Source organism: Mycobacterium sp. UM_Kg1 (genome assembly GCF_000972925.1).
GTDB lineage: Bacteria > Actinomycetota > Actinomycetes > Mycobacteriales > Mycobacteriaceae > Mycobacterium > Mycobacterium hiberniae.
Genome location: NZ_JRMK01000004.1, coordinates 21,108 through 43,943, shown reverse-complemented (window position 1 = coordinate 43,943; position 22,836 = coordinate 21,108). Strand labels below are relative to the sequence as shown.

Here is a 22,836-nt window from a genome sequence, read left to right as displayed (position 1 = left end):
GGCGGGCGTGGCACTTCCTAATCTCACCCGCGACCAGGCCGCCGAACGGGCCGCACTGGTCAGCGTCGTCAACTACCGGATCGCCCTGGACCTGACCGACGGCAGCGGCGCCCCGGGCGAGCGCACCTTCCGCTCCACCACGACCGTCACCTTCGACGCGTTGGCCGGCAGCGACACCGTCATCGACATCGCCGCAGAGACGATCCACAGCGCCACCCTCAACGGCCGCGCCCTCGATGTCTCGGGCTACGACGAGTCGGTCGGCATCGCGCTGGACGGCTTGGCCGAGCACAACACCGTCGAGGTCGACGCACAGTGCTTCTACTCCAACACCGGTGAAGGTCTGCACCGGTTCGTCGACCCGGTCGACGACGAGGTGTACCTGTACTCGCAGTTCGAAACCGCCGACGCCAAGCGGATGTTCGCCTGCTTCGACCAACCGGACCTCAAGGCCACCTTCGACATCACCGTCACCGCGCCACCGCACTGGCAGGTGGTGTCCAACGGCGCCACCGTCGAGGTGCGCGACGGTGTGCACACCTTCGCCACCACCCCGAAGATGAGCACCTACCTGGTGGCCCTGATCGCCGGTCCGTACGCGCGATGGGACGACGTCTACCGCGACGAGCACGGCGAGATTCCGCTGGGGCTGTTCTGCCGGGCATCGCTGGCCGAGCACATGGACCCCGAGCGGCTGTTCACCGAGACCAAGCAGGGTTTCGGCTTCTACCACCGCAACTTCGGCGTGCCCTATGCGTTCGGCAAGTACGACCAGCTGTTCGTGCCGGAGTTCAACGCCGGTGCGATGGAGAACGCCGGAGCGGTGACGTTCCTGGAGGACTACGTCTTTCGCAGCAAGGTGACCCGGGCGTCCTATGAGCGGCGCGCCGAGACCGTACTGCACGAGATGGCGCACATGTGGTTCGGCGACCTGGTCACCATGCGGTGGTGGGATGACCTGTGGCTCAACGAGTCGTTCGCGACGTTCGCCTCGGTGCTGTGCCAAAGCGAGGCAACCGAATACAGCAGCGCCTGGACCACGTTCGCGAACGCCGAGAAGTCCTGGGCCTACCGTCAGGATCAGCTGCCGTCGACGCACCCGATCGCCGCGGACATCCCCGACCTGGCCGCGGTGGAGGTCAACTTCGACGGGATCACCTACGCCAAAGGCGCGTCGGTGCTCAAGCAGTTGGTGGCCTACGTCGGCCTGGATCACTTTCTGGCCGGCCTGCGCGACTACTTCGCCGCGCACGCGTTCGGCAACGCCACCTTCGACGATCTGCTGGCCGCGCTGGAGAAGGCTTCCGGCCGGGACCTGTCCGACTGGGGCCGTCAGTGGCTCAAGACCACCGGCCTGAACACCCTGCAGGCGGACTTCGATGTCGACGCCGAGGGGCGATTCAGCCGGCTCGCGGTGTCGCAGAGCGGGGCCGCCCCCGGCGCCGGCGAGACCCGGGTGCACCGGCTGGCGATCGGCATCTATGACGACGACCGCTCCGGTTCCGGGCGGTTGGTGCGGGTGCACCGCGAGGAGCTCGATATCGAAGGGCCCAGCACGGAAGTGCCCGGCCTGATAGGGGTTTCGCGCGGAAAGCTGATCCTGGTCAACGACGACGACCTGACCTACTGCGCGCTGCGACTGGACCCCGAGTCACTGGCCACCGCAACCGAGCGCATCGCCGACATCGCCGAGCCGTTGCCGCGCACCCTGGTGTGGTCGGCGGCCTGGGAGATGACCCGCGAGGCCGAGATGCGCGCCCGTGACTTTGTGGCGCTGCTGCAACAGGGTATCGGCGCCGAGACCGAAGTCGGTGTGGCGCAACGGCTGCTGCTGCAGGCGCAGACCGCGCTGGGCTTCTACGCCGAACCGGGATGGGCTGCCGAGCAGGGCTGGCCGGCGTTCGCCGACCGGCTGCTGAAGCTGGCCCGCGCCGCCGAGCCCGGCTCGGACCATCAGCTGGCCTTCCTCAACGCCCTGTGCACCTCGGTGCTCGCCGAGCGGCACACCGCAGTGCTCGCCGCGCTGCTGGACGCCGATCCGGCCGCCCAAGGGCTGGCCGGGCTGGCCGTCGACACCGACCTGCGATGGCGGATCGTGCTGGCGCTGGCCCGAAGTGGTGTGGTGGACGCCGCGGAGATCGACGCCGAGATCCAGCGTGACCCCACCGCGGCCGGAAAGCGCCAGGGCGCCCAGGCTTCCGCGGCCCGACCCCAGGCCGCCGTCAAGGAAGCGGCCTGGCGGCAGGTGATCGAGGACGACACGCTGGCCAACATCACCGGCCGGTCGATCATCGCCGGGATCGTGCAGCCCGGACAGGGTGCGTTGCTGGCGCCGTTCACCGCCCGCTACTTCGAGGCGATTCTAGGTGTGTGGGAGCGCCGATCCAGTGAGGTGGCGCAAACCGTGGTAGTGGGTCTGTACCCGGGCTGGGACGTCAGTCAGGCCGGCCTGGACGCCGCCGATGCCTTCCTCGCCGACCCACAGGTGCCGCCGGCACTTCGCCGGTTGGTGCTGGAGGGCCGGGCCGGGGTGGAGCGGTCGCTGCGGGCACGCGCCCTTGATGGCGCCTGATCAGCGGTAGCCGCCGTCGCGCAGGCCGGCCTCTTCCTCGAAACGGTTGACGCCGCCCCGGATTCGCGCTCTGGCCTCCTCGGCGAGGTAGCGCGCGGGCATCCGCAGTGGGCCCAGGTCAGCCCACTGCTGGGCGTGGATCTCCTCGTGATGCAGCAGCGAATCGAGCCCCGGTCCGTGCCGGCCGAGCCGGCCGGACTCGACGATCTCGCGCATCCGGCGAGCCGGGTCGCCGACACGCTGGCTGTTGACCAGGAACAGATCGCCCCACATGGTGCCGCCGCGATGGCTCAGCGGGCCGTGAATCCTGCCGCCCACCACCATCAACACCCCGTTCGGGGTGGTGACGACACAACCGCCGCTGTTGGAGATGCTCCACACCGTCGTGTAGCTCCAGCGGTTCGCGCGCTGCCGATCGGCGATCCGTCGCACTTCGGCGGCACCGTAGGGCGTTTCGGGAAAGTCGCTGGGCGCACCCGGCCGGCCGTAGCCGGTGCCCGCGTTGAGAATATAGGTCAGCAGTACGGCACGGCGCGCGTCGTCGCCGCCGGCCGTCGGGGGGATCACGAAATAGCTGCGGCCCGCCGGATCGGCGAGGCGTTCCATCGCGTCCAGAGCACGGAAGCTGTCCCGCGTGATGCGCCGCTCGCGGACGATCTCGGCCACCGCTTGCGGGGCCACCCCGCGCCGGTCGATGTTGCCCAGCCAGGCACGGTGCGCCGCCGAAGCGGCCTGCGCCGCAACGGACTCCCTCGCGGCATGGCGATCGGGGACGCGCACGCGGTGTCAGCTCTGCGGGCGCCCAGCGGCTAGGCCGGGGTGACTCCGGCGCTGATCACCTCAACGGCGCTCACCAGACCGTCGATCAGGTGGCCGTCCCGGAATGCCGCCGCCGCCGCTGCCACGCCCTGCGGGGCCGCGGCCGGGGCGATCCGGCCGGCCACACCGGCACCGTAGACCACCTCGATGGCCTTCTGGTCCGGCGAGACCGCGATCAGCACCGCGTCGTTGGGGGTGGGCACCTTCGCCAGGATCACGCGGGCCCGGGCGGCGGTGTCCGCGCCCAGATCGCCGATGTAGGTGGCGAACCGGGCACCGGTCCCCCGCGACGCGTAGGTCAGTGCGTCGTCGAGGGCCGCCAGCTGCTTGACCGGGAACGGGTAGTGCGTCGACGCCTCGCCGGGTTCGGTGACACCCGAGACCCGGCCGCTGGTGGTGATCACCGAACCGTAGGGCAGGTCCGCCGGGTCGATAGTCGTGACTTCACCAGTTGCCACTGGCTCCACCCCCCACGCTGAATTCCGATTTGCCATGGCCATGCCCGCCGCCGACGGCCTCGTCGGTCGCCGCCCACAGGATCGGCGGATGCGTCCACCGATCGCCCATCTGATAGGTGGCCGCGCGCGGCCCCTTCTGCGTCAGGGTCCGGGCGGCAAGCAGTGCGAACATTGCCACCGGGATGCCGATGAAGATGCCGAGGGTTTCCAACACGCTCACGCCGTAGACGGTATCCCACCGCTGATCGGCCGGTGCGAGAACCCGGCCCGATCGGGCCCGCGTGGCTCAGGCGGCGCCTTCACCGAGATAGCGCATCCACACCGGGTCGAGATCGTTGATCACCGCCAGCAGCCGCCAATGCTGGCCCTTGGGTGAGGTGGGCACCAGCCGCAGCGTCCAGCCGATCTCGGTGAGCAACCGGTCCGCCTTGCGGTGATTGCACGTCGAGCAGGCGGCCACACAGTTCTCCCAGGAGTGATCTCCACCACGGCTGCGCGGCACCACGTGGTCGACGGTGTCAGCCTTGCCGCCGCAGTAGGCGCAGCTGTGCTGATCGCGGTGCATCAGTGCGGCCCGGGTCAGCGGGATCCGGGCCCGGTAGGGCACCCGCACGTAGCTGCGCAGCCGGATCACCGACGGGACCGGCACCGCCCGCGTCGCCGAGTGGATGACCGGGCCGGACGGGTCGTCGTGCACGGCGTCGGCCTTGCCGCACATCAGCATCACCACCGCGCGCCGCAGCGGCAGCGCCGTCAACGGCTCGAAGGTGGAGTTCAGCAGCAGGACCCGGCGGCGGGTCCAGATCGAGGTGGCCTCGGTCCCGGACCCGGCGACCGAGTGCAGGCATGGGGCGCTGGCAAGCCCGCTCAGGCTCGCCGGTGGGGCACCGGGGGTGCGGTGGCCCCGACGTTTCATATCCGGTCTTGCAGCCGGTTGAGATGTCGCACCATTGACCTCCGCCGAACAGTTCACCACGATTCGACGCTGGTCGCACGCCTATTTGCTGTGTGTTCACCGGCAGGCGCGGGCGATGCTCCACAATGGTGGGCGATGCAGCCGATAGAAGAACCCTCGTTTTATGACGCAGTCGGCGGCGCGAAGACGTTTCAGGCCATCGTGTCGCGGTTTTACCAACTGGTCGCCCAGGATCCGATCCTGCGCCCGATGTATCCCGCTGACGACATGGCCGGCGCCGAAGAGCGGTTGCGGATGTTCCTTGAGCAGTACTGGGGCGGGCCGCGCACCTACACCGAGCGTCGCGGGCACCCGCGGTTGCGGATGCGCCACATCCCGTACCGGATCGGACCGCTGCAACGCGACGCCTGGCTGCGCTGCATGGTGACCGCCGTCGACGAGATCGACAGCGACACCCTCGACGACGCCCACCGCGCCGAGCTGCTGCAGTACCTGCACTCGGCCGCCGATTTCATGGTCAACGCACCCATCTGATGAGCGCAGGCGAGGGTCCCGGCCACGCCCCGTGGTGGGCCGACAGCGTGTTCTACCAGGTCTATCCCCGCTCGTTCGCCGACAGCAACGGCGACGGCGTGGGCGACCTCGACGGCATATCCGCGCACCTGGACTACCTGCGCCGGCTCGGGGTCGACGCGCTGTGGCTCAACCCCGTCATGGTGTCGCCGATGGCCGACCACGGCTACGACGTGGCCGATCCCCGCGATATCGATCCGCTCTTCGGCGATCTGGCGGCGCTGGATCGATTGGTGGCCGCCGCGCATGCGAGCGGCATCAAGGTGACCATGGACCTGGTGCCCAACCACACCAGTTCGGCGCATCCCTGGTTTGTCGAAGCGCTGGCCGCGCAACCGGACAGCCCGGCACGGGATCGCTACATCTTCCGTGACGGCCGCGGCCCCGACGGCCAGCTGCCACCCAACAACTGGGTGTCGGTGTTCGGCGGTCCGGCCTGGACCAGGGTGACCGGGCCCGCCGGCCCCGGCCAGTGGTACCTGCACCTGTTCGATGTGTCACAGCCGGATCTGAACTGGGACAACCCGGAGGTGTTCGCCGATTTCGAGGCAACCCTGCGGTTCTGGCTGGACCGCGGCGTGGACGGCTTCCGCATCGATGTCTCGCATGGCATGGCCAAGCCGCCGGGCCTGCCGGACATGCCGGTCACCGATGTGAAGCTGCTGGGCCACCAGGACGACGACCCGCGGTTCAACCGGCCCGGGGTCCACTCGATCCACCGGGCGATCCGGGCGGTCATGGACGACTATCCGGACGCGGTGAGCGTCGGTGAGGTCTGGGTACACGACAACGAGCAGTTCGCCGAGTATCTGCGTCCCGACGAGCTGCACCTGGCCTTCAACTTCCGGCTGCTGCAAGCCGACTTCGACGCCACGGAGATCCGCAGTGCGATCGACAACTCCCTGGCCGCGGTGGCCTCGGTGGGCGCCGCCGCCACCTGGGCGCTGGAGAACCATGACGTCGAACGGGCGGTCACCCGCTACGGCGGCGGCACCCTCGGGCTGCAGCGGGCGCACGCCATGGCCCTGGTGCTGCTGGCCCTGCCGGGCGCGGTGTTCGTCTACAACGGCCAGGAGTTGGGTCTGCCGAACGTCGAGCTGCCCGACAGCGCCCTGCAGGACCCGGTCTGGGAACGCTCCGGGCACACCGAACGCGGACGCGACGGCTGCCGGGTGCCCATGCCCTGGTCGGGCGACACCCCGCCGTTCGGATTCTCCGACAACCCGCACACCTGGCTGCCGATGCCGCCGGACTGGGCGCAGTGCACGGTCGACCGGCAACGCCACGAAGCCGGTTCCACGCTGTCGCTGTACCGGCAGGCGCTGGCGATACGCCGGCGCCGCGAAGAACTCACCGGGCGCCACCTCGACTGGCTGGAGACACCGCCGGGAATGCTGGCCTTCCGGCGCGGTGGTCTGGTGTGTGTGCTCAACGCCGGTGACCGCCCGGTGGATCTGCCGGAGGGCCGGCTGCTGCTGTGCAGCGCCCCGACGGCCGATGGCATGCTGGCGCCCGACGCCGCCGCGTGGCTGGCTTGAGAGGCCGTTTCGGTCAGCGCATACCGCTTGTGGCACCGGCGAATTCGGCCACCAGTTCTGCCAGCCGGTCCGGCTGATCGATCATCGAATAGGTACGCGCGCCCTCGATGAGTTCGAAGCGAGAGTTGGGCAGCACCTCGGCCAGGCGCCTGCCGTCCTCGGCGGGAAAGAACAGGTCGTCGGCGGACCAGGCCACCAGAGCCGGCTTGGCGAACGCGTGAAGCCTCGCCCCGGCGTCCAATGAGGTCTGCTGGTTCAGCGACTTGGTGAGCTGACGCAGGTCCTCGGCGACCGCGGAATCACGCAGCGGGGGCTGGACCCACTCCTTCACCAGCCGGTCGATGTCGCGGTGCGCCAGCTTCCCGTAGCCGTAGTGACGGAAAGCGCGCGTCCGCATCGGCTGGAGCGCGGCACGAAAGGTGATCGCGGTCTTGGCGGCCGCTATGAATGGATTGATGATGGGCGGCGGGAAGTTCTCGAAAGCGTCGCAGCTGGCCAAGACCAGTGCCCCTAACCGGTCTGGATGGTTGACCGCCACCAACTGACTGACCAAGCCTCCGGTGTCACTGCCGACCAACACCACGTCCTGCAGGCCGAGAGCTCCCATGAACGCGTCCACCATCGCGGCAATACCGGGCAGGGTCCTATCGGCTCCAGGCCGCAACGCCGTCGGATGCGCACCCAGCGGCCAGTTCGGGGCGATACAGCGCAGACCGCGCGCTGCCAGGCGTTCGCTGAGCGGTCCCCACATCGAGGCACCCATCGCGTAGCCGTGGACGAACAGCACCGAGCGGCCGTCGCGCGGGCCCGCGGTGTCGTAGTGGATGGTTCCGGCGTCGATGTCAACGGTGGGCATGAGGCGCTCCTACCATAGTTACGTGCAACCTGCCGATAACTTACCGACAGCCTGTACGGAAATCAAGCGTCGAACGCAGGCGGAGCGTTCGGCCGCCACCCGTGCCGCCCTGATGACCGCGGCCCGTGCCTTGTGGGGCGCGCGCGGCTACGCGGCCGTGGGGACCCCCGAGATCGCCGAGGCGGCCGGGGTGACCCGCGGCGCGATGTACCACCAGTTCCCGGACAAAGCTGCGCTGTTCCTGGCGGTCGTGGAGGCCGTGGAGTCCGACGTCATGACACGGCTCGCGCAGGCGGTGGCCGCCTCCGCGGCCACCACCCCCGCTGCGGCGTTACGGTCGGCAGCCGAAAGCTGGCTGGTGGTGGCCGACGACCCGGAGGTGCGTCAACTGCTCCTGCTCGACGCGCCCACGGTGCTGGGCTGGGACGGCTTTCGCGACGTGGCCCAGCGCTACAGCCTGGGCATGACCGAACAGCTGATGAGCGCGGCCATGCAGGCCGGACAACTGCCCCACCAGCCCGTCCGCGCCCTTGCTCATGTGCTGATCGGGGCACTCGACGAGGCAGCGATGGTGATCGCCACCGCGGATGATCCCGACCAGGCGCGCGCCGACGTGGGCGTCGTCGTGCACCGGTTGCTGGACGCCATGCTCACCGAGAGCTGATCCAGCGGGCGCTCGTCAGCGGAGGAACTTCTCCAGGTAGGCGCGATGGTCCGCCGACAGCCGCACCAGCTTCTGCTCGTCGATGCTGAAGGTGGCCAGCTGCGTCTCGGCGATCACGGCCGGCCGGGAATCCGGCGCGGCATGCACCGAGCGCACCTCGTAGCCGATGGTGAAGTCCACGGTGCGCAGCCGCGGCACCCACATCGTCACCTGCAGGGGTGAGTCCGTGAGCCGCAGTTGCCCCTTGTAGGCGACTTTGACCTCGGCGATCAGCAGACCGATGCTGGTGATGTCGACGGCGAAGGCCGGTGACAGAAAGGGCACCCGCGCCTCTTCGAGCATCGTCACCATGGTGGCGTGGTTGATGTGCTGGTACATGTCGATGTCCGACCAGCGCACCGGAACCGATGCCACAAATCCCGCGGGCTGCCCGGCGGGTTCGCCGGCATGCGTCACGACACCGCTCCTCGTCCGCTGGCGCGAGTCATGCTGCGGATCTGGCGCGCGGCCACCGACAGTGTCGCCAGATCGCGCTGGTCGGACTCATAGATCTGGGTCAGCGTGCGCTGCGCCCGCGCAACGCGCGAGGCGTTGGTCGATTCCCATTCGGCGATTTTCTGCATCCCGTCCTCATCCGGTTCTCCGACCGCCAGCACGTCCAGGCACAGCGACCGCACCGAATTGTAGATGTCGTCGCGGATGGCCAACCGTGCCAAGGCATGCCAGCGGTCGTTGCGGGGCAACTGGGCGACCGCGGTCAGCAGCCCGTCGGTGCCCAACCGGTCCATCAGCGCAAAGTAGGTGTCCGCCACCTCTTTGGCATCGCGTTCGGTGATGTCGGCGATGTCGATGACGTCGAGCAGGCTGTAGCGGTACAGGCCCATGGCGATGTCGGTGGCCAACTCACGCGGCACGCCCTGCGCTTCGAACTCGCCGGCGTGCTTGGCGACGATTCCGGCGTCGTCACCGCGCAACCAGTCCGTCATCCGCGGCGACAGTTCGCCGACCTGCCCGGCGAACCGGTTGATCTCGGCGCCCACCGCCAGCGGCTGGGGGCGGTAGTTGAGCAGCCAACGGCCCGCCCGGTCGATGAGCCGGCGCAGGTCCAGGGTCATCCGGTCGGTCACCGCCACCGGCAGGCCGTCGCGCTCACCGGCCGCGCGAATCCGGCGCCACAGCTCACCCACCCCGAAGATGGCGTCGGTCGCGACGTAGGCCCGCACCGCATCGACCGCCTCGACACCCACATCCTCGGTGATCCGGTAGGCGTAGGTGATGCCCGCGGTGTCCACCACGTCATTGACCAGCATGGTGGCCACGATTTCGCGGCGCAGTTGGTGCTGGCGGATCTCGGCACCGAAGCGCTGCTGCAGGATTCGCGGGAAGTACTGCGGCAGCCGGGCGGCGAAGGCGTCCTGTTCGGGCAGATCGGTGGCCAGCACCGCAGCCTTCAGCGTCAGTTTGACGTGTGCCATCAGGGTGGCCAGTTCCGGGGAGGCCAGGCCCAGCCCGGCCTCGGCCCGCCGCCTGATCTCCTTCTCCGACGGCAGTGCCTCCAGTTCGCGGTGCAGCCCGTGGGCGGCCACCAGGTGCCGGATCTGGTCGGCATGCACCGGCAGCAGGCTCGCCGCATTGGCGCGGCTGGTGCCCATCAGGTCGTTCTGAGCGGTGTTGTCGGCCAGGACCAGAGCGGTGACCTCGTCGGTCATCGACGCGAGCAACTGCGGACGATCCGCGGCGTCGAGCTTGCCGACGGTGACCAGGGCATCGATGAGAATCTTGATGTTGACCTCGTGGTCGGAGCAGTCCACTCCGGCTGAGTTGTCCAGGGCGTCGGTGTTGATCCGCCCGCCGGCCAGGTCGAACTCCACCCGGCCCAGCGGGGTGACGCCGAGGTTTCCGCCTTCGCCGATCACCTTGGCGCGCACCTGGTTTCCGTTGACCCGCACCTGGTCGTTGGCGCGGTCGCCCACGTCGGCGTCGGACTCGGACTCGGCTTTGACATACGTGCCGATGCCGCCGTTGAACAGCAGGTCCACCGGCGCCCGCAGGATGCCCCGGATCAGCGCCGGCGGGGTGAGCTCGGCGACGTCCGCGTCAAGACCCAGCACCGCGGCCACCTGCGGGCTGACCGGCACCGACTTGCGGTCTCGCGCATAGACACCGCCGCCGTCGCTGATCAGCGACTTGTCGTAGTCGTCCCAGCTGGACCGGGGCAGGTCGAACATCCGCTGCCGCTCGGCGAAAGACCGGGCCGGATCGGGGTCGGGGTCGAGGAAGATGTGCCGATGGTCGAAGGCGGCGACCAGCCGGATGTGTCGGCTGCGCAGCATCCCGTTGCCGAACACGTCGCCGCTCATGTCCCCGACGCCGACGACGGTGAAGTCCTGGGTCTGGGTGTCGACGCCCAGCTCGCGGAAGTGCCGCTTGACCGATTCCCAGGCGCCCTTGGCGGTGATCCCCATCTCTTTGTGGTCGTATCCGACCGACCCACCGGACGCGAACGCATCACCCAGCCAGTAGCCGTAGGACTCGGCGACCCCGTTGGCGATGTCGGAGAAGCTCGCGGTGCCCTTGTCGGCGGCGACCACCAGGTAGGCGTCGTCGCCGTCGCGGCGCACCACCTGCGGCGGCGCGCTGACGGTCCCGGTGGCGTGATCGACGTTGTCGGTGACGTCGAGCAGGCCGGAGATGAACAGGGTGTAGCAGGCAATCCCTTCGGTGCGGGCTGCCTCGCGCTCGGCGACCGGGTCGCCGGTGGGTGTCGGCGGGCGTTTGACCACGAACCCGCCCTTGGCCCCGGTCGGGACGATGACGGCGTTCTTCACCTCCTGGGCTTTGACCAGCCCGAGGATCTCGGTGCGGTAGTCCTCACGGCGGTCCGACCAGCGCAGCCCCCCGCGCGAGACGAAGCCGAATCGCAGGTGCACACCCTCGACGCGCGGCGAGTAGACGAAGATCTCGAATTTGGGCCGCGGCAGCGGCAACTCATCGATCAAACGGGCATTGAGCTTGAGCGCCAGCACATTGCGCGCCCGTGCCGACTCGGTGCGGGTGACGAAGTAATTGGTGCGCAGGGTGGCCTGAATCAGGGAGGCGAACGCGCGCAGCACCCGGTCGGTGTCCAGGCTGATCACTGCGTCGATGCCGGCGGCGACCTCGGCGGCCGCGGCCTGCGCGTCGATGTTGCGCTGCGCGCGGGACGGGTCGAACAGGGCCTCGAACAGTGCCACCAGTGCCCGCGCGATGCCGGGGTAGTCGTTGAGCACCGCGGCGATGTGGCTCTCGCTGTAGGGGAAACGGGCCTGACGCAGGTATTTGGCGTAGCCGCGCAGCACCACGATCTGCTGCCAGGTCAGCCCGGCGCGCAACACCAATTCGTTGAATCGGTCGGCCTCGACCCGGCCCTCCCAGATGGCGGTGACCGCCTCGGCGAACCGTTGCTCGGCGTCGACGCGTGCGTCCCCGGTCGCCGGGATGTCGATGGTGGGGTGAGCCGACACCCTGAACCGGTAGATCCACGCTGTCAGGCCGTCGGTGCGGGTGACGGTGAACGGCCGCTCCTCGAGCACCGCCACCCCCATGCACTGCAGCATCGGCAGCAGACGACTCAGCGATGCCCCGTGCCCGCCGAGAAACCAGGCCAACTGCGCTCCGTCGGACTCGCCGTAGCCGGAGAACACCAAGGTGACCGCCCCATCGGTCAGCCGCTCGACGATCGGGATGTCGCCGACGGCCTCTGCCGGGGTGACGGCCTGCTTGTAGCTCTCGTCGAAGGCGGCGGCGTAGTGTTCGGCCAGGTCGGCGTCGATGGAGTCCTGCGCCGCGGCCTCCAGCAGCCGGTCGCCCCAGGTGCGGGTGGCCTCGGCCAGCAGCGCCTGGATCCGAAGCCGGGTTGCCTCGCCGCAGTCGACCGCGCGGGCGTCGGGTTCATCTGACATCCGGATCATGAAATGCAGTAACGCCCAGGGCGCTTCGCTGACGCGGGCGCTGTATTCCAGACCCACTCCACCCAACTCGTGCAGCAGGATGTTCTCCATGTGCACCCGCACCGGCGTGGTGTAGCGGTCGCGGGGCAGATACACCAGGCAGGACACAAAGCGCCCGGTCCGGTCGCCGCGCAGGAACAGCAGGGTGCCGCGCCGCGAACCCAGGTCCGACACCGCCATCGCCATGGCCAGCAGCTGCTCGGCGTCGATCGCGAAAAGCTCTGAACGCGGGATGGTCTGGATGATGTCGAGCAGCAGCTGTCCCGGATGGCCGGGCTCCTTGTCCGCCAGCGCCAGGGCCTCGCGGACGGTGCGGGAGATGACGGGGATCTCGAAGACATCGGCGTTCATGGCCCCGGCGGTGAACAACCCGACGAAGCGGTGCGCGACGACGCTGTCGCCGGTGTCCTGCCGAATCACCACCACATAGGTACGCGAACTGAACCGCATGAAGCTGGGCACGGTCGCCTGCGCAAGGGTCAACAACTTGTCGCCGGTGAGCCTGGGCCGCAACGACTTACGCAGGCGCAGCACCCCCAGTCGAGCGTCGTCGTCGACCAGCACCTGCCCGTCGCGCACCACGCCCTGCTGGTAGCCGAGCAGCACGAAGTGCCCATCGGCCAGCCAGTGCAGCAAAGCGGCGACTTCGTGGCGATCAGGTGCGCGGTAGTGCCCGTGCGGGTCGGCCTCGACCTCGGCGGCAAGCTCGGTCAGCGCGCTGCGCATTGCGTGGGAATCAATGGCCACCTGCCGCACGTCGGCCATCACGTCCGGCAACAGCCGTTCGATCTCGGTGAGGGTGTGCCGGTTGACCGTCGGTGCCAGCTGGACATGAATCCACGCCTCGGCGCCCGCCGCGCCGTCAGCCGCGGCCGGGGCGACGCTGAGCAGCTCCCCTGCCGCGTCGCGCTGCACGGCAAACACCGGCGTCGTGATGCCCACGTAGGCCACCCCGAGGCGGTGCAGCAGCACCGCCATCGAGTCCATCAGCATGTCGGCGTGCTCGGTGACCACCTGGAGCGCCGGCCCGAAAGCCCACCTGTCGTCGGCGGGGTACACCGCGACTCGGGTCTGCCCGGCAAGCCGCTGCGACGCCAGCCGGGCCTGCGCGGCCGCCAGGGCCGGGGTCACCACGGCGGTGGCAGCGGCCCGGCCGGCCGGTTCGGAGGTACCGATGAGTTCGTCACCGACCAGCGAGTCGCTGTGCGACCCCCGGTAGGCCGCGCCGTAGGCAGCCGTTACCCAGGCGGGAATGCCTTGCGGTTCAGAGGGATCGGGAAATGTTGTCCACGCGGTCGATTCCTTGGTGGACTTTGTCATCCCCACCCCTCCTGACCAGTGTCAGTTCCGGCAGCGCCGCTACCGGACCAACCTTAGTCGCGGGTGAGTCTGCGGTGGGTCACTCGATGCGGACGCGCCGCCTCGGCCCCGAGCCGTTCCACCTTGTTCTCCTCGTAGGCGCCGAAGTTTCCTTCGAACCAGAACCACTTGGCCTCGTTGTTGTCGTCACCCTCCCACGCCAGGATGTGCGTGCAGGTGCGGTCGAGGAACCAGCGGTCGTGGCTGATCACCACCGCGCACCCGGGGAACTGTTCGAGGGCGTTCTCCAGCGAACCGAGCGTTTCGACGTCGAGGTCGTTGGTCGGCTCGTCCAGCAGGATCAGGTTGCCGCCCTGCTTGAGCGTCAATGCCAGGTTCAGCCGGTTGCGCTCACCGCCGGAGAGCACACCGGCCGGCTTCTGCTGGTCGGGGCCCTTGAAGCCGAACGCCGAGACGTAAGCCCGCGACGGGATCTCGTTCTGGCCGACCTCGATGTAGTCCAAACCGTCGGAGACCACTTCCCAGACCGTCTTCTTCGGGTCGATGCCCGCCCGATTCTGGTCGACGTAGCTCAGCTTGACCGTCTCGCCGACCTTGACCGTGCCGCTGTCCGGCTCTTCGAGACCGACGATGGTCTTGAACAGGGTCGTCTTGCCGACGCCGTTGGGGCCGATCACCCCGACGATGCCGTTGCGCGGCAGGGTGAACGACAGGTCCTTGATCAGCAGGCGGCCGCCGAAGCCCTTGTCGAGGTGTTCGACCTCGACCACCTGGTTGCCCAGGCGCGGGCCGACCGGGATCTGGATCTCCTCGAAGTCGAGCTTGCGGGTCTTCTCCGCCTCGGCAGCCATCTCCTCGTAGCGCTGCAGCCGGGCCTTGTTCTTGGCCTGGCGGGCCTTGGCGCCCGAGCGCACCCAGGCGAGTTCGTCCTTGAGCCGCTTCTGCAGCTTCTGGTCCTTCTTGCCCTGCACCTCGAGGCGCTCGGCCTTCTTCTCCAGATAGGTGGAGTAGTTGCCCTCGTAGGGGTAGGCCCGGCCGCGGTCGAGCTCCAGAATCCACTCCGCCACGTTGTCGAGGAAGTAGCGGTCGTGGGTGACCGCGAGGATCGCGCCCGGGTAGGAGGCCAGGTGCTGCTCCAGCCACAGCACGCTCTCGGCGTCGAGGTGGTTGGTCGGCTCGTCGAGCAGCAGCAGATCGGGCTTGCTCAACAGCAGCTTGCACAGCGCCACCCGCCGCCGCTCGCCCCCGGAGAGGTGGGTCACCGGCTCGTCGGGCGGCGGGCAGCGCAGGGCGTCCATCGCCTGTTCGAGCTGCGAGTCGATGTCCCAGGCGTCGGCGGCGTCAAGCTCCTCCTGGAGCTTGCCCATCTCCTCCATCAGCTCATCGGTGTAGTCGGTGGCCATCAGCTCGGCGACCTCGTTGTACCGGTTGAGCTTGGCCTTGATCGGCACGCCCTCTTCGACGTTCTCCCGGACCGTCTTGGTCTCGTCCAGGGGCGGCTCCTGCAACAGGATGCCGACCGTGGCGCCGGGCGCCAGGAAGGCGTCGCCGTTGTTGGCCTTGTCCAGGCCGGCCATGATCCGCAGGACGCTGGACTTGCCGGCACCGTTGGGGCCGACCACACCGATCTTGGCGCCGGGCAGGAAATTCAGCGTGACATCGTCGAGGATGACTTTGTCGCCGTGTGCTTTGCGCACCTTCTTCATCGTGTAGATGAACTCAGCCATGCCGGGGTGTCGCCTCCTGGTCTCGCGAAATTGCTCGCTGACCATCCTAGGGGGTCGCCCGGCACCGCTGTCGGCTGCGCTCACGGCGCCAGGGCCATGCCCGTCATCTGGTCTGCGGCGTCGGCGACGGCGTCGACGTGGGTGCTGTCCGGGCCATCGGCGTGCTCACCGCGGGCGGCGACCAGCGGGCTGTCCGGTCCGGCGGCGATGATCTTCTCCACGCGGGCCGCGCACCGCGCCAGGTCGGGGCCCACCGCGGTGGCGCGCAGCTCGACCGAGGACCGGCGGACTCCGTCCTTGTCCTCGTATTCGCTGGTGAAGACGTGCCCGACCACGATCACCGGCAGTCCCTTGCTCAACGACGCACCCACTCCGGTGACCAGCCGGTCCCAGCAGTTGACGGTGATGAACAGCGTGTTGCCGGTCTCCCAGCTCCCGTCGGCGCCGCGCCGGCGCGAGTTGCTGGCGACCCGGAACTTGATCAGCTCGTGCTCACCCACCCGGCGGCGGATGGGGTCGGTGACGATGTTGCCGATCACGGTCAGCGTTGTCTCGAACATGGGTGCTTCCTTCCTGGTTGCGGCGAACCCGACGAGCCCGCCGGTGCTGCACCCATTCGGCCGGTCGGGGCCGACAACGAGCCCCGCCGGGGATCGCCCGCACCGCCCATCTGTGGAAGAACAGCGAACTGGGGATAACGCCGCGCACCAACTAGGTGGGCGGCTGCCCGACGGTCACCGGCGCTCCCCAGTCCGAGAACCTCAGCTGCACAGCGGCGTCGTCCCCCGAGGCCAGCTCGAGTGCGACCAGGTGATGCGCGTCGTTCTCCTGGATCCAGGCCGTGCACGCAGTCCGCTTGGTGGCCTGCAGCTGGGGCACGATCTCCTTCGCCGCGTCGGCCGAGACCCCGCCGGTGATCCGGACCGTGGCCACGTCGCCGAGCATCTCGCGCTGCTCCACCTCGGGGTCCACGAAGCCGGTCAGCAGATCCGCCAGGCCGGTGTCCGGGCTCAGGATGCGCGCCGGGTCATAGAAGTTGGAGGCCGGCCCGTAATCGACCCACCGGCCCTGCTCCTGCGACACGTAGAGGCGGCCGCCGAACACCACGACGGCGACATAGGCCGCCGCGCCCCGGTAGCCGATCTTGGCGTAGCCCCGGGCCGCCGGAGCCGGTTGCTCGGTCACGTCGGCATCGAGCGCCGTGATGCCCATCGTGTCGATCTCACCGATCACCGACAACGACAGGTGCACACTGCCGGATTGCGCGGTGGCGGTGCTGGACTCCTGAAGGAGCGCCGCCGCATCGGGCAGCGGCTCGGCGAATCTCTTCGGCGGGCGCGGCCCGGCGCCGGCCCAGGACCCCGGCGGTGCGGTGGGCGCCGCCGGTGCGACCGCTGACGACGAGGCCCCCGGACCCCGTTCCGGCGACGTCACCGAGCATCCGGCCGTCAGGACAGCGACGGCGCCGGCCACGCTCAGCACGCCAGGCAGCCTGCGCATATTCGCCATGGTAGAGGCCACCCGACCGGCCGGGCAGGCGTTGCCGCGGCGGGGCCGGGTAGTTGGTATACGTTGCTTGCGGTGGGTACCAAGGGCCGAACCGGCAGCGGTGAACACACGGGCCGCGGCACCTGGGCGCGCGACGATATCCGGGTCGCGGACCCGGTAGCCATGCGGCGCTCGATCGCGGGCACCGCCATCGGCAATTTCATGGAGTGGTACGACTTCGGTATCTACGGCTTTTCGGCCACCACGATCGCGCAGGTTTTCTACCCCGGCGACAGCTCCAGCGCGGCCGGTCTGATCGCCACGTTCGGAACCCTGGCGGCGGCCTTCGCGGTGCGGCCCTTCGGCGGCATCATCTTCGGCGCGCTGGGTGACCGGATCGGGCGCAAACGGGTGTTGATCATGACCGTCACACTGATGGCGGTCGGCACGACGGTGACGGGTCTGCTGCCGCCCTTCGAGGAGATCGGGATCTGGGCGCCGATCCTGCTCCTGGTCACCCGCATCATGCAGGGGTTCTCCACCGGCGGCGAGTACGTGGGCGCCATGACCCACATCAGCGAACACGCCCCGGATCGCGATCGCGGCGCGCTGACCGGATTCCTGCCCTTGGGCACCCTGGGCGGCTACGTGATGGGCGCGGCGGTGGTGGCCGTCCTCAAGGCGCAGCTACCGGTGGCCGAGATGCTGCGGTGGGGCTGGCGGGTGCCGTTCCTGCTGGGGGTCCCGCTGGCCGCCGTCGCGCTGTACATGCGACTGCGCATCGACGAGTCACCGGTCTACGAGCGGTTGCACGCCGACGCAGACACCGGACCCGGCAACGCGCCGGCCTGGCGAACGGTGCTCGGACTGCGTAGAAGTCTGCTGATCTGCGTGGGCCTGGTGCTGGCCGAAAACGTCACCAACTACCTGCTCACCGGTTACCTGCCGACGTACTTCAAGCAGGTCGGCCGGATCAGCGGCAGCCGCGGACTGGGCATGATCGTGGTGACGCTGGTGCTGATGCTTATCGCGGTGGTGCCGCTGGCCAGGCTGTCCGACCGGATCGGCCGCAAGCCGATCCTGTGGACCGGCAGCGCTGTGCTGATCGTCGGCTCCGTTCCGGCGTTCTTGTTGATCGGCCGGGGCGGCAGCTATCCGCTGCGTCTGCTCGGTGTGCTGCTCATCGGGCTGGGTCTGCTGTGCTTCTACAGCACCACGCCGTCGACCCTTCCCGCACTGTTCCCCTCCCCCGTGCGGTACTTCGCGGTGGCGATCGGCTTCAACATTTCGGTGTCGCTGTTCGGCGGCACCACACCGTTGGTCGCCGAGACGCTGGTGGCGGGAACCGGCAATGTGCTGATGCCGGCGTATCTGTTGATGGGCGCGGGCATGGTGGGGGCCATCACGGTGTGGTTCACCCCGGAGGTGGCCGGCAAACGACTGCCGGGGTCAGGACCGTCGGTGGCCACGCAGCAGGAAGCTGACGCGATCGTCGAGGAGAAGCGATGAGCACAACCCCGGACCCCTTCACGCCCCCCGGCACCCCCGAGGCACTCGCGGGATTGAGCATGCCGCTCGCGGAGGCCATGCGCTCGCAACGGGCAATCCGCCGGCTGCACTTCGCCCCCGTCGACGAGGCACTGCTGCGCGAGGTGCTGGCGCTCGCACTGAAGGCTCCTACCAGCTCGAACAGTCAAGATTGGGCGTTTGTCGTCGTCAACGACCCCGAGCAGAAGCGACGCCTGGTGCGCAGCTACCAACGAATGTTCACGCTGTTCGGGTGGTTTGCCAGGCGCGCTGCCACCGATGAGCCGACGCAACGCCAGTTGCGGGTGTCCGAATGGCAACGTGAACACTTCCACGAGCTGCCGACCCTCGTGGTGGCCTGCTACCGGCGCAACCTGCGCCACCGGCCGGTGGGCTGGCCGCAGATCTCGGTCTCGTCGTTCTACGGTTCGGTCTATCCCGCGGTGCAGAACCTGCTTCTGGCGTGCCGCGCCGTGGGCCTGGGCGCCTCCCTGCAGACGCTGCCCGTGTCGTTAGTCCGCCACACCCGCCGCGTGCTGGAGCTGCCGCCCGAGATGGTGCCGGTGTGCATCATCCCGATCGGCTGGGCGCGGGGGCGATACGGCCCGACCCAGCGTCCACCGATCGAGGACGTGGTGCACGTCGACCGCTTCGGCCACCAGCCGTGGCGATCAGTCCAGCCCGACCAGCTCGGCGGAGATGGTCCATAGCCCGTCGATGAGCTTGGGGTCGCTGGCTTGCCGATTCTCCCGGCCATGCGCACGGTGCCGGTCGAAGTAGACGCCGTTGATCTCCGGGTCGGCGCCGCGGTTGGCCAGTTCGATCAACGGCGCGGCCCCCTGAGCCGGGGTGATGGTCGCCAGGTGGCGCAGCGGAGTGCGATAGAGCAGCCCGACAAACCATGAGTCGCGACCGAAGCTGGACGCGACCGGGCCGGGGTGCACCGCCGCCGAGACGATCCCGTCATCAGCCCAGCGCTGCGCGATACCGCGGGTGAACAGGATGTTCATCAGCTTGCTTGTCCCGTAGGCCCGCCCCTCGAAGGCACGCCGGCGCCGGTAGTCCAGGTCATCGAGGTCGACGTGTCCCAACCGGTTGCCGATGCTGGAAGTGTTGAGCACCAAGGCGCCACCGGATGCGGCCAGCCGATCGCGCAGCAGGTTGGTCAGCAGGAACGGCGCGAGGTGGTTGATACCGAAGTTCGGTTCATGGTCCTGGGCAGTACGCAGACGCGGGGCGAAGGTTCCGCCCGCGTTGTTCAGCAGGACGTCGATGGAGCCGGCCTGCTCGCGGATCTGTTCGGCCAGGGCGCGCACCTGGTTCAGATCGGCGAAATCAGCGGTGAATGCGGTAGCACCGGTATCGGCGGCGACCGGCGCCAACTTCTGGGCCGAACGGCCGGCGATGACGAGGTTGACCTCCGGTCCGGCCAATGCGCGCGCTGCGACGGCCCCGATGCCGTCGCTGGCGCCGGTGATCACGATCGTTCGCGGTGAGCTCACGGCACGGTCCCCTTCGGTAAACGCCGCCCAGCGCCTTATGTGAGCGACGCTTACACGCGGACGCTGCTAACGTTAAGAACTCATGTAAGCGGCGTCAACACGGGGTAGTCACAGATGTCACCGTCGACCAAGGCCTATCACCACGGTGACCTGCCCGGAACCCTGTTACGCGCAGCTATGGATCTCCTTGAGGAAAACGGCGCCGCGGAACTGTCGCTGCGGGCCACGGCCCGCCGCGCCGGGGTGTCGACTGCCGCGCCCTACCGGCACTTCGCCGACCGCAACGCGCTGCTGTCGGCGATCGCCGCCGTCGGCTATCAGGAGCTGGCGGCCGACCTGGTCGCCGCACATCCCGAGCCGAAGACGGCCGACGATCTCGCCGCGATCGCGATCGCCTACGTCCAGTTCGCCGTGAACCGCCCCGGGCTCTTCCGGGTGATGTTCGCCGAGAAGTGCGACCCGACCCACCCGGAGCGGTCGGCGGCGGTGACGGCGATCCAGGACTGCCTGAACTCGATGGTGCAGCAGGTTTTTCCCACCTCCGACCCGGAGGCGATGGCCATCGCTGTCTGGGGGCTGGTGCACGGCCTGGCCTTCCTGCACCTGGACGGCAAGCTCGACACCTCCTCGGCGCAGGCCCTCGCCGACCGGGTGCGCGCGGCGGTGCTTGTGGTAGCCGGGCGGACCTAGGCGGGTCGCCGCCTTGGGCTCAGGCGATCGCCAGCGCGGCGAAGCCGGGCGCAGCGGGTCGCCGCCTTGGGCTCAGGCGATCGCCAGCGCGGCGAAGCCGGGCGCAGCGGGTCGCCGCCCTGGGCTCAGCGCTGCACTGTGCCGTCGTGGCGGGACATCTCAGCCAGCATCGCGTTATAGGCGGCCAGTTCGGCGTCGTCGTCGCGGGCGGCGGCGCGGTCCAGCCGCTTCGCGGTGCGGCGATCACTGCGATGCCACTGCACCAACAGCGCGATCATCACCATCAGCAGCGGCAGCTCCCCTGCCGCCCAGGTGATCCCGCCCCCGAGATGCTGGTCGCCGGCCAGGTCGGTGTGCCAGGGCAAACCCAGGGAACCGTAGAACCACTCCCCCAGCACTTTGTGCATGCCCATCAGGAAGACCCCGAAAAAGCCGTGCAGCGGCAGCGAGGCGAACACCACCGCCAGTTTCGCCAGCGGTGAGATGGGCCGGGGCGTCGGATCCACACCGATCACCACCCAGTAGAAGAGATAGCCGCTGAGCAGAAAGTGCACGTTCATCGCCAGGTGCCCGGCGTGGCTGCCGACGATCGAGTCGAACAGGCTGCTGAAGTACAGCCCGTAGAAGCCGACGACGAAGATGACCCCCGCGATGATCGGGTTGGTGAAAAACCGCGAGATCCGGCTGTGCAGCGCAGTCAGCAGCCACTCCCGCATTCCGGGGGGCTCGCCGCGTCCGGCGACCGGTAGCGCCCGCAACGCCAGCGTGGTGGGCCCGCCCAGCACCAGCAGGATCGGTACCAGCATCGACAGCAGCATGTGCACGACCATGTGCATGCTGAACATCGCCGGCATGTAGCGGCCGGTGCCCGACGAGGTGGCGAACAGCAGCGTCGCACAGCCCAGCATCCAGGCGGTGGTGCGGCCCGCGGGCCAGGCGTCGCCGCGCCGGCGTAGCCGCAGCACTCCGGCCAGGTACACGCCCGCCAGCACCAGCGCGGCCGTGCCGAACACCACGTCGAAACGCCAGTCGAACAGGATGCGCGCCACGGTCGGCGGACCGGCGAAGTCGTAGCCGATCTTGACCATTGGGATCGACGGGTCGAGCACCGCCGGCGGCGGGGGCGGGGTGCGGCCCAGCCCGACCGCGATCCCGAACGTGACCGCGAAGACCACCGCCTCCGTCAGCGCCAACCGGATCAGCGGAGCGCGCTGGTCCGGGTCTTCCTGCAGCGCCGCCACGCCGCGGCGCCGCTGCCAGACTCCGATGACGCCCAGCGCGCACAGGGCCACGAACTTGGCCGTCACCAACCGGCCGTATGGGGTGGTGAGCAGCTCCGTGGGGGTCACCCGCACCAATGCGTTGAGCATCCCCGACAGGCCCATCGCCACGAAACACCACAGCGCCACCGTGGAGAACCGCCGTGCCGCCAAGTCGGCGTGCTCGCCGCCGCGCAGCGCGTGGACCAGCAGCGCCAGCAGCCCGCCGGCCCACAGGCCCGCAGCGATCAGGTGGATGAGCAGGCTGTTGGTGGCCAGGTCGTGCGAGCCGCCGGCCGCTGAGTGACCGGTCAACCCCAACGGCAGCAGGGTCAGCAGCGATCCGGCCAGCAGCACCGGGGTCCACGACCAGCGCAGCACCGGCAGGCTCACCAGGGTGAGCAGCGCCGCCAAAAAGGCCGTCCAGCGCCAGGCCGACGCGGTGTCGAGCAGACCCGCCAGCGACCACACAGTCGACGGTTCCAGCAGCTGCGAAAGCCGGTGGCCGGAGACGTCGGAGATGGTCAGGGGAACGAGCAGCGCCGCGCAGACCGCCCAGGTGCCCGACGCGACGGTGCCCAACCGCAGCGCGCGATAGCCGGCGACGTCGAGCACGCCGCTTTTCTGCGGCGGCACCAGAAACGCCGCGAGCAGGAATGATCCGACCGCCAGCGCGGCGGCGAACTCGCCGACCGCCCGCACGAAGGGCAGCCCCAGGGTGGTCACCGGTCCCGGGTCGGGCAGGCCTGTGGCCGTCAGCGCATCGGTCAGCGACAGCGCCCCGATTCCCGCGGCGGTGCCGCCGGCCAACAGTGCCAGTCCGGACAGCATCGGCACCAGGGTCGCCGCGCGGCCGCGGATGGCCGAAATCGCCGTCATGGCTTCCAGAGTATGGTGCGCGCCCGCCGCGTTGCATACCAGGCGGAACGCGGCACCGG

Annotated in this window: 19 protein-coding genes; 7 read left to right on the top strand and 12 right to left on the bottom strand. The window is 69.1% G+C overall.

The features are described from left to right. The first annotated feature begins 7 nt into the window (after positions 1 to 7). Positions 8 to 2,572 (top strand): aminopeptidase N, encoded by a 2,565-nt coding sequence (pepN, locus tag LI92_RS01365; protein WP_046315084.1) that lies wholly within the window; start codon positions 8 to 10, stop codon positions 2,570 to 2,572. Here pepN and LI92_RS01360 read toward each other — a convergent pair whose 3' ends face one another. The 4 genes from LI92_RS01360 to LI92_RS01345 form a co-directional block, all read right to left on the bottom strand. Beyond that, positions 2,573 to 3,352 (bottom strand): hypothetical protein, encoded by a 780-nt coding sequence (locus tag LI92_RS01360; RefSeq protein WP_286134778.1) that lies wholly within the window; start codon positions 3,350 to 3,352, stop codon positions 2,573 to 2,575. A gap of 29 nt (positions 3,353 to 3,381) precedes the next feature. Next, a complete protein-coding gene (locus LI92_RS01355) occupies positions 3,382 to 3,849 on the bottom strand; it encodes a DUF5130 family protein (protein WP_046315082.1) in 468 nt (155 codons plus the stop codon). After that, positions 3,836 to 4,021 carry an aa3-type cytochrome oxidase subunit CtaJ gene (gene ctaJ, locus LI92_RS01350; protein ID WP_192829954.1) on the bottom strand — a complete coding sequence of 62 codons (186 nt, stop codon included), beginning with the start codon at positions 4,019 to 4,021 and terminating at the stop codon, positions 3,836 to 3,838. Before ctaJ ends, LI92_RS01355 begins: the two co-directional genes overlap by 14 nt. Before the next feature lie 114 nt (positions 4,022 to 4,135). Then, the gene (locus LI92_RS01345) at positions 4,136 to 4,765 is read right to left on the bottom strand and encodes an HNH endonuclease (protein ID WP_046315079.1); all 630 of its coding nucleotides are present in this window, start codon (positions 4,763 to 4,765) and stop codon (positions 4,136 to 4,138) included. A 135-nt stretch (positions 4,766 to 4,900) separates the two neighbouring features. Between LI92_RS01345 and LI92_RS01340 the strand changes: the two genes are divergently transcribed. Beyond that, on the top strand, positions 4,901 to 5,299 hold the full coding sequence (locus tag LI92_RS01340) for a globin (protein ID WP_046315078.1): 399 nt from the start codon (positions 4,901 to 4,903) through the stop codon (positions 5,297 to 5,299). Further along, entirely contained in the window at positions 5,299 to 6,876 is a 1,578-nt protein-coding gene (locus LI92_RS01335; protein ID WP_046315077.1) for a glycoside hydrolase family 13 protein, read from the top strand. Before LI92_RS01340 ends, LI92_RS01335 begins: the two co-directional genes overlap by 1 nt. Before the next feature lie 13 nt (positions 6,877 to 6,889). Here LI92_RS01335 and LI92_RS01330 read toward each other — a convergent pair whose 3' ends face one another. Further along, positions 6,890 to 7,732 (bottom strand): alpha/beta fold hydrolase, encoded by an 843-nt coding sequence (locus tag LI92_RS01330; protein ID WP_046315076.1) that lies wholly within the window; start codon positions 7,730 to 7,732, stop codon positions 6,890 to 6,892. On the opposite strand from LI92_RS01330, the gene LI92_RS01325 reads away from it, so the two are divergent. Further along, positions 7,731 to 8,396, top strand: a complete 666-nt coding sequence (locus tag LI92_RS01325) for a TetR/AcrR family transcriptional regulator (protein WP_046315075.1) — start codon at positions 7,731 to 7,733, stop codon at positions 8,394 to 8,396. The genes LI92_RS01330 and LI92_RS01325 overlap by 2 nt on opposite strands. 15 nt (positions 8,397 to 8,411) lie before the next feature. On the opposite strand, the gene LI92_RS01320 is transcribed toward LI92_RS01325, so the two are convergent. The 5 genes from LI92_RS01320 to LI92_RS22110 all read right to left on the bottom strand — a co-directional run bounded on the left by LI92_RS01320 (position 8,412) and on the right by LI92_RS22110 (position 16,932). Next, on the bottom strand, positions 8,412 to 8,852 hold the full coding sequence (locus LI92_RS01320) for an acyl-CoA thioesterase (protein ID WP_082109487.1): 441 nt from the start codon (positions 8,850 to 8,852) through the stop codon (positions 8,412 to 8,414). Beyond that, positions 8,849 to 13,705, bottom strand: a complete 4,857-nt coding sequence (locus LI92_RS01315) for an NAD-glutamate dehydrogenase (protein WP_046315074.1) — start codon at positions 13,703 to 13,705, stop codon at positions 8,849 to 8,851. Before LI92_RS01315 ends, LI92_RS01320 begins: the two co-directional genes overlap by 4 nt. Positions 13,706 to 13,758: 53 nt before the next feature. Next, positions 13,759 to 15,432, bottom strand: a complete 1,674-nt coding sequence (gene ettA / locus LI92_RS01310) for an energy-dependent translational throttle protein EttA (protein WP_046315073.1) — start codon at positions 15,430 to 15,432, stop codon at positions 13,759 to 13,761. Between the two features lie 80 nt (positions 15,433 to 15,512). Next, positions 15,513 to 15,992 carry a single-stranded DNA-binding protein gene (locus LI92_RS01305; protein WP_046315072.1) on the bottom strand — a complete coding sequence of 160 codons (480 nt, stop codon included), beginning with the start codon at positions 15,990 to 15,992 and terminating at the stop codon, positions 15,513 to 15,515. Between the two features lie 151 nt (positions 15,993 to 16,143). Further along, on the bottom strand, positions 16,144 to 16,932 hold the full coding sequence (locus tag LI92_RS22110; protein ID WP_082109486.1) for an LppX_LprAFG lipoprotein: 789 nt from the start codon (positions 16,930 to 16,932) through the stop codon (positions 16,144 to 16,146). Positions 16,933 to 17,103: 171 nt separating this feature from the next. Here LI92_RS22110 and LI92_RS01295 point away from each other — a divergent pair, with 171 nt between their 5' ends. Beyond that, the gene (locus LI92_RS01295; RefSeq protein WP_046315125.1) at positions 17,104 to 18,429 is read left to right on the top strand and encodes an MFS transporter; all 1,326 of its coding nucleotides are present in this window, start codon (positions 17,104 to 17,106) and stop codon (positions 18,427 to 18,429) included. Further along, on the top strand, positions 18,426 to 19,157 hold the full coding sequence (locus tag LI92_RS01290; protein ID WP_046315071.1) for a nitroreductase family protein: 732 nt from the start codon (positions 18,426 to 18,428) through the stop codon (positions 19,155 to 19,157). The genes LI92_RS01295 and LI92_RS01290 overlap by 4 nt, the downstream gene beginning before the upstream one ends. Here LI92_RS01290 and LI92_RS01285 read toward each other — a convergent pair. Continuing rightward, entirely contained in the window at positions 19,119 to 19,949 is an 831-nt protein-coding gene (locus LI92_RS01285; protein ID WP_046315070.1) for an SDR family NAD(P)-dependent oxidoreductase, read from the bottom strand. The genes LI92_RS01290 and LI92_RS01285 overlap by 39 nt on opposite strands. 114 nt (positions 19,950 to 20,063) lie before the next feature. Here LI92_RS01285 and LI92_RS01280 point away from each other — a divergent pair, with 114 nt between their 5' ends. Then, positions 20,064 to 20,639, top strand: a complete 576-nt coding sequence (locus LI92_RS01280) for a TetR/AcrR family transcriptional regulator (protein ID WP_046315069.1) — start codon at positions 20,064 to 20,066, stop codon at positions 20,637 to 20,639. Positions 20,640 to 20,764: 125 nt separating this feature from the next. Here LI92_RS01280 and LI92_RS01275 read toward each other — a convergent pair whose 3' ends face one another. Further along, on the bottom strand, positions 20,765 to 22,777 hold the full coding sequence (locus LI92_RS01275) for a bifunctional copper resistance protein CopD/cytochrome c oxidase assembly protein (RefSeq protein WP_046315068.1): 2,013 nt from the start codon (positions 22,775 to 22,777) through the stop codon (positions 20,765 to 20,767). Between the last annotated feature and the right edge of the window lie 59 nt (positions 22,778 to 22,836).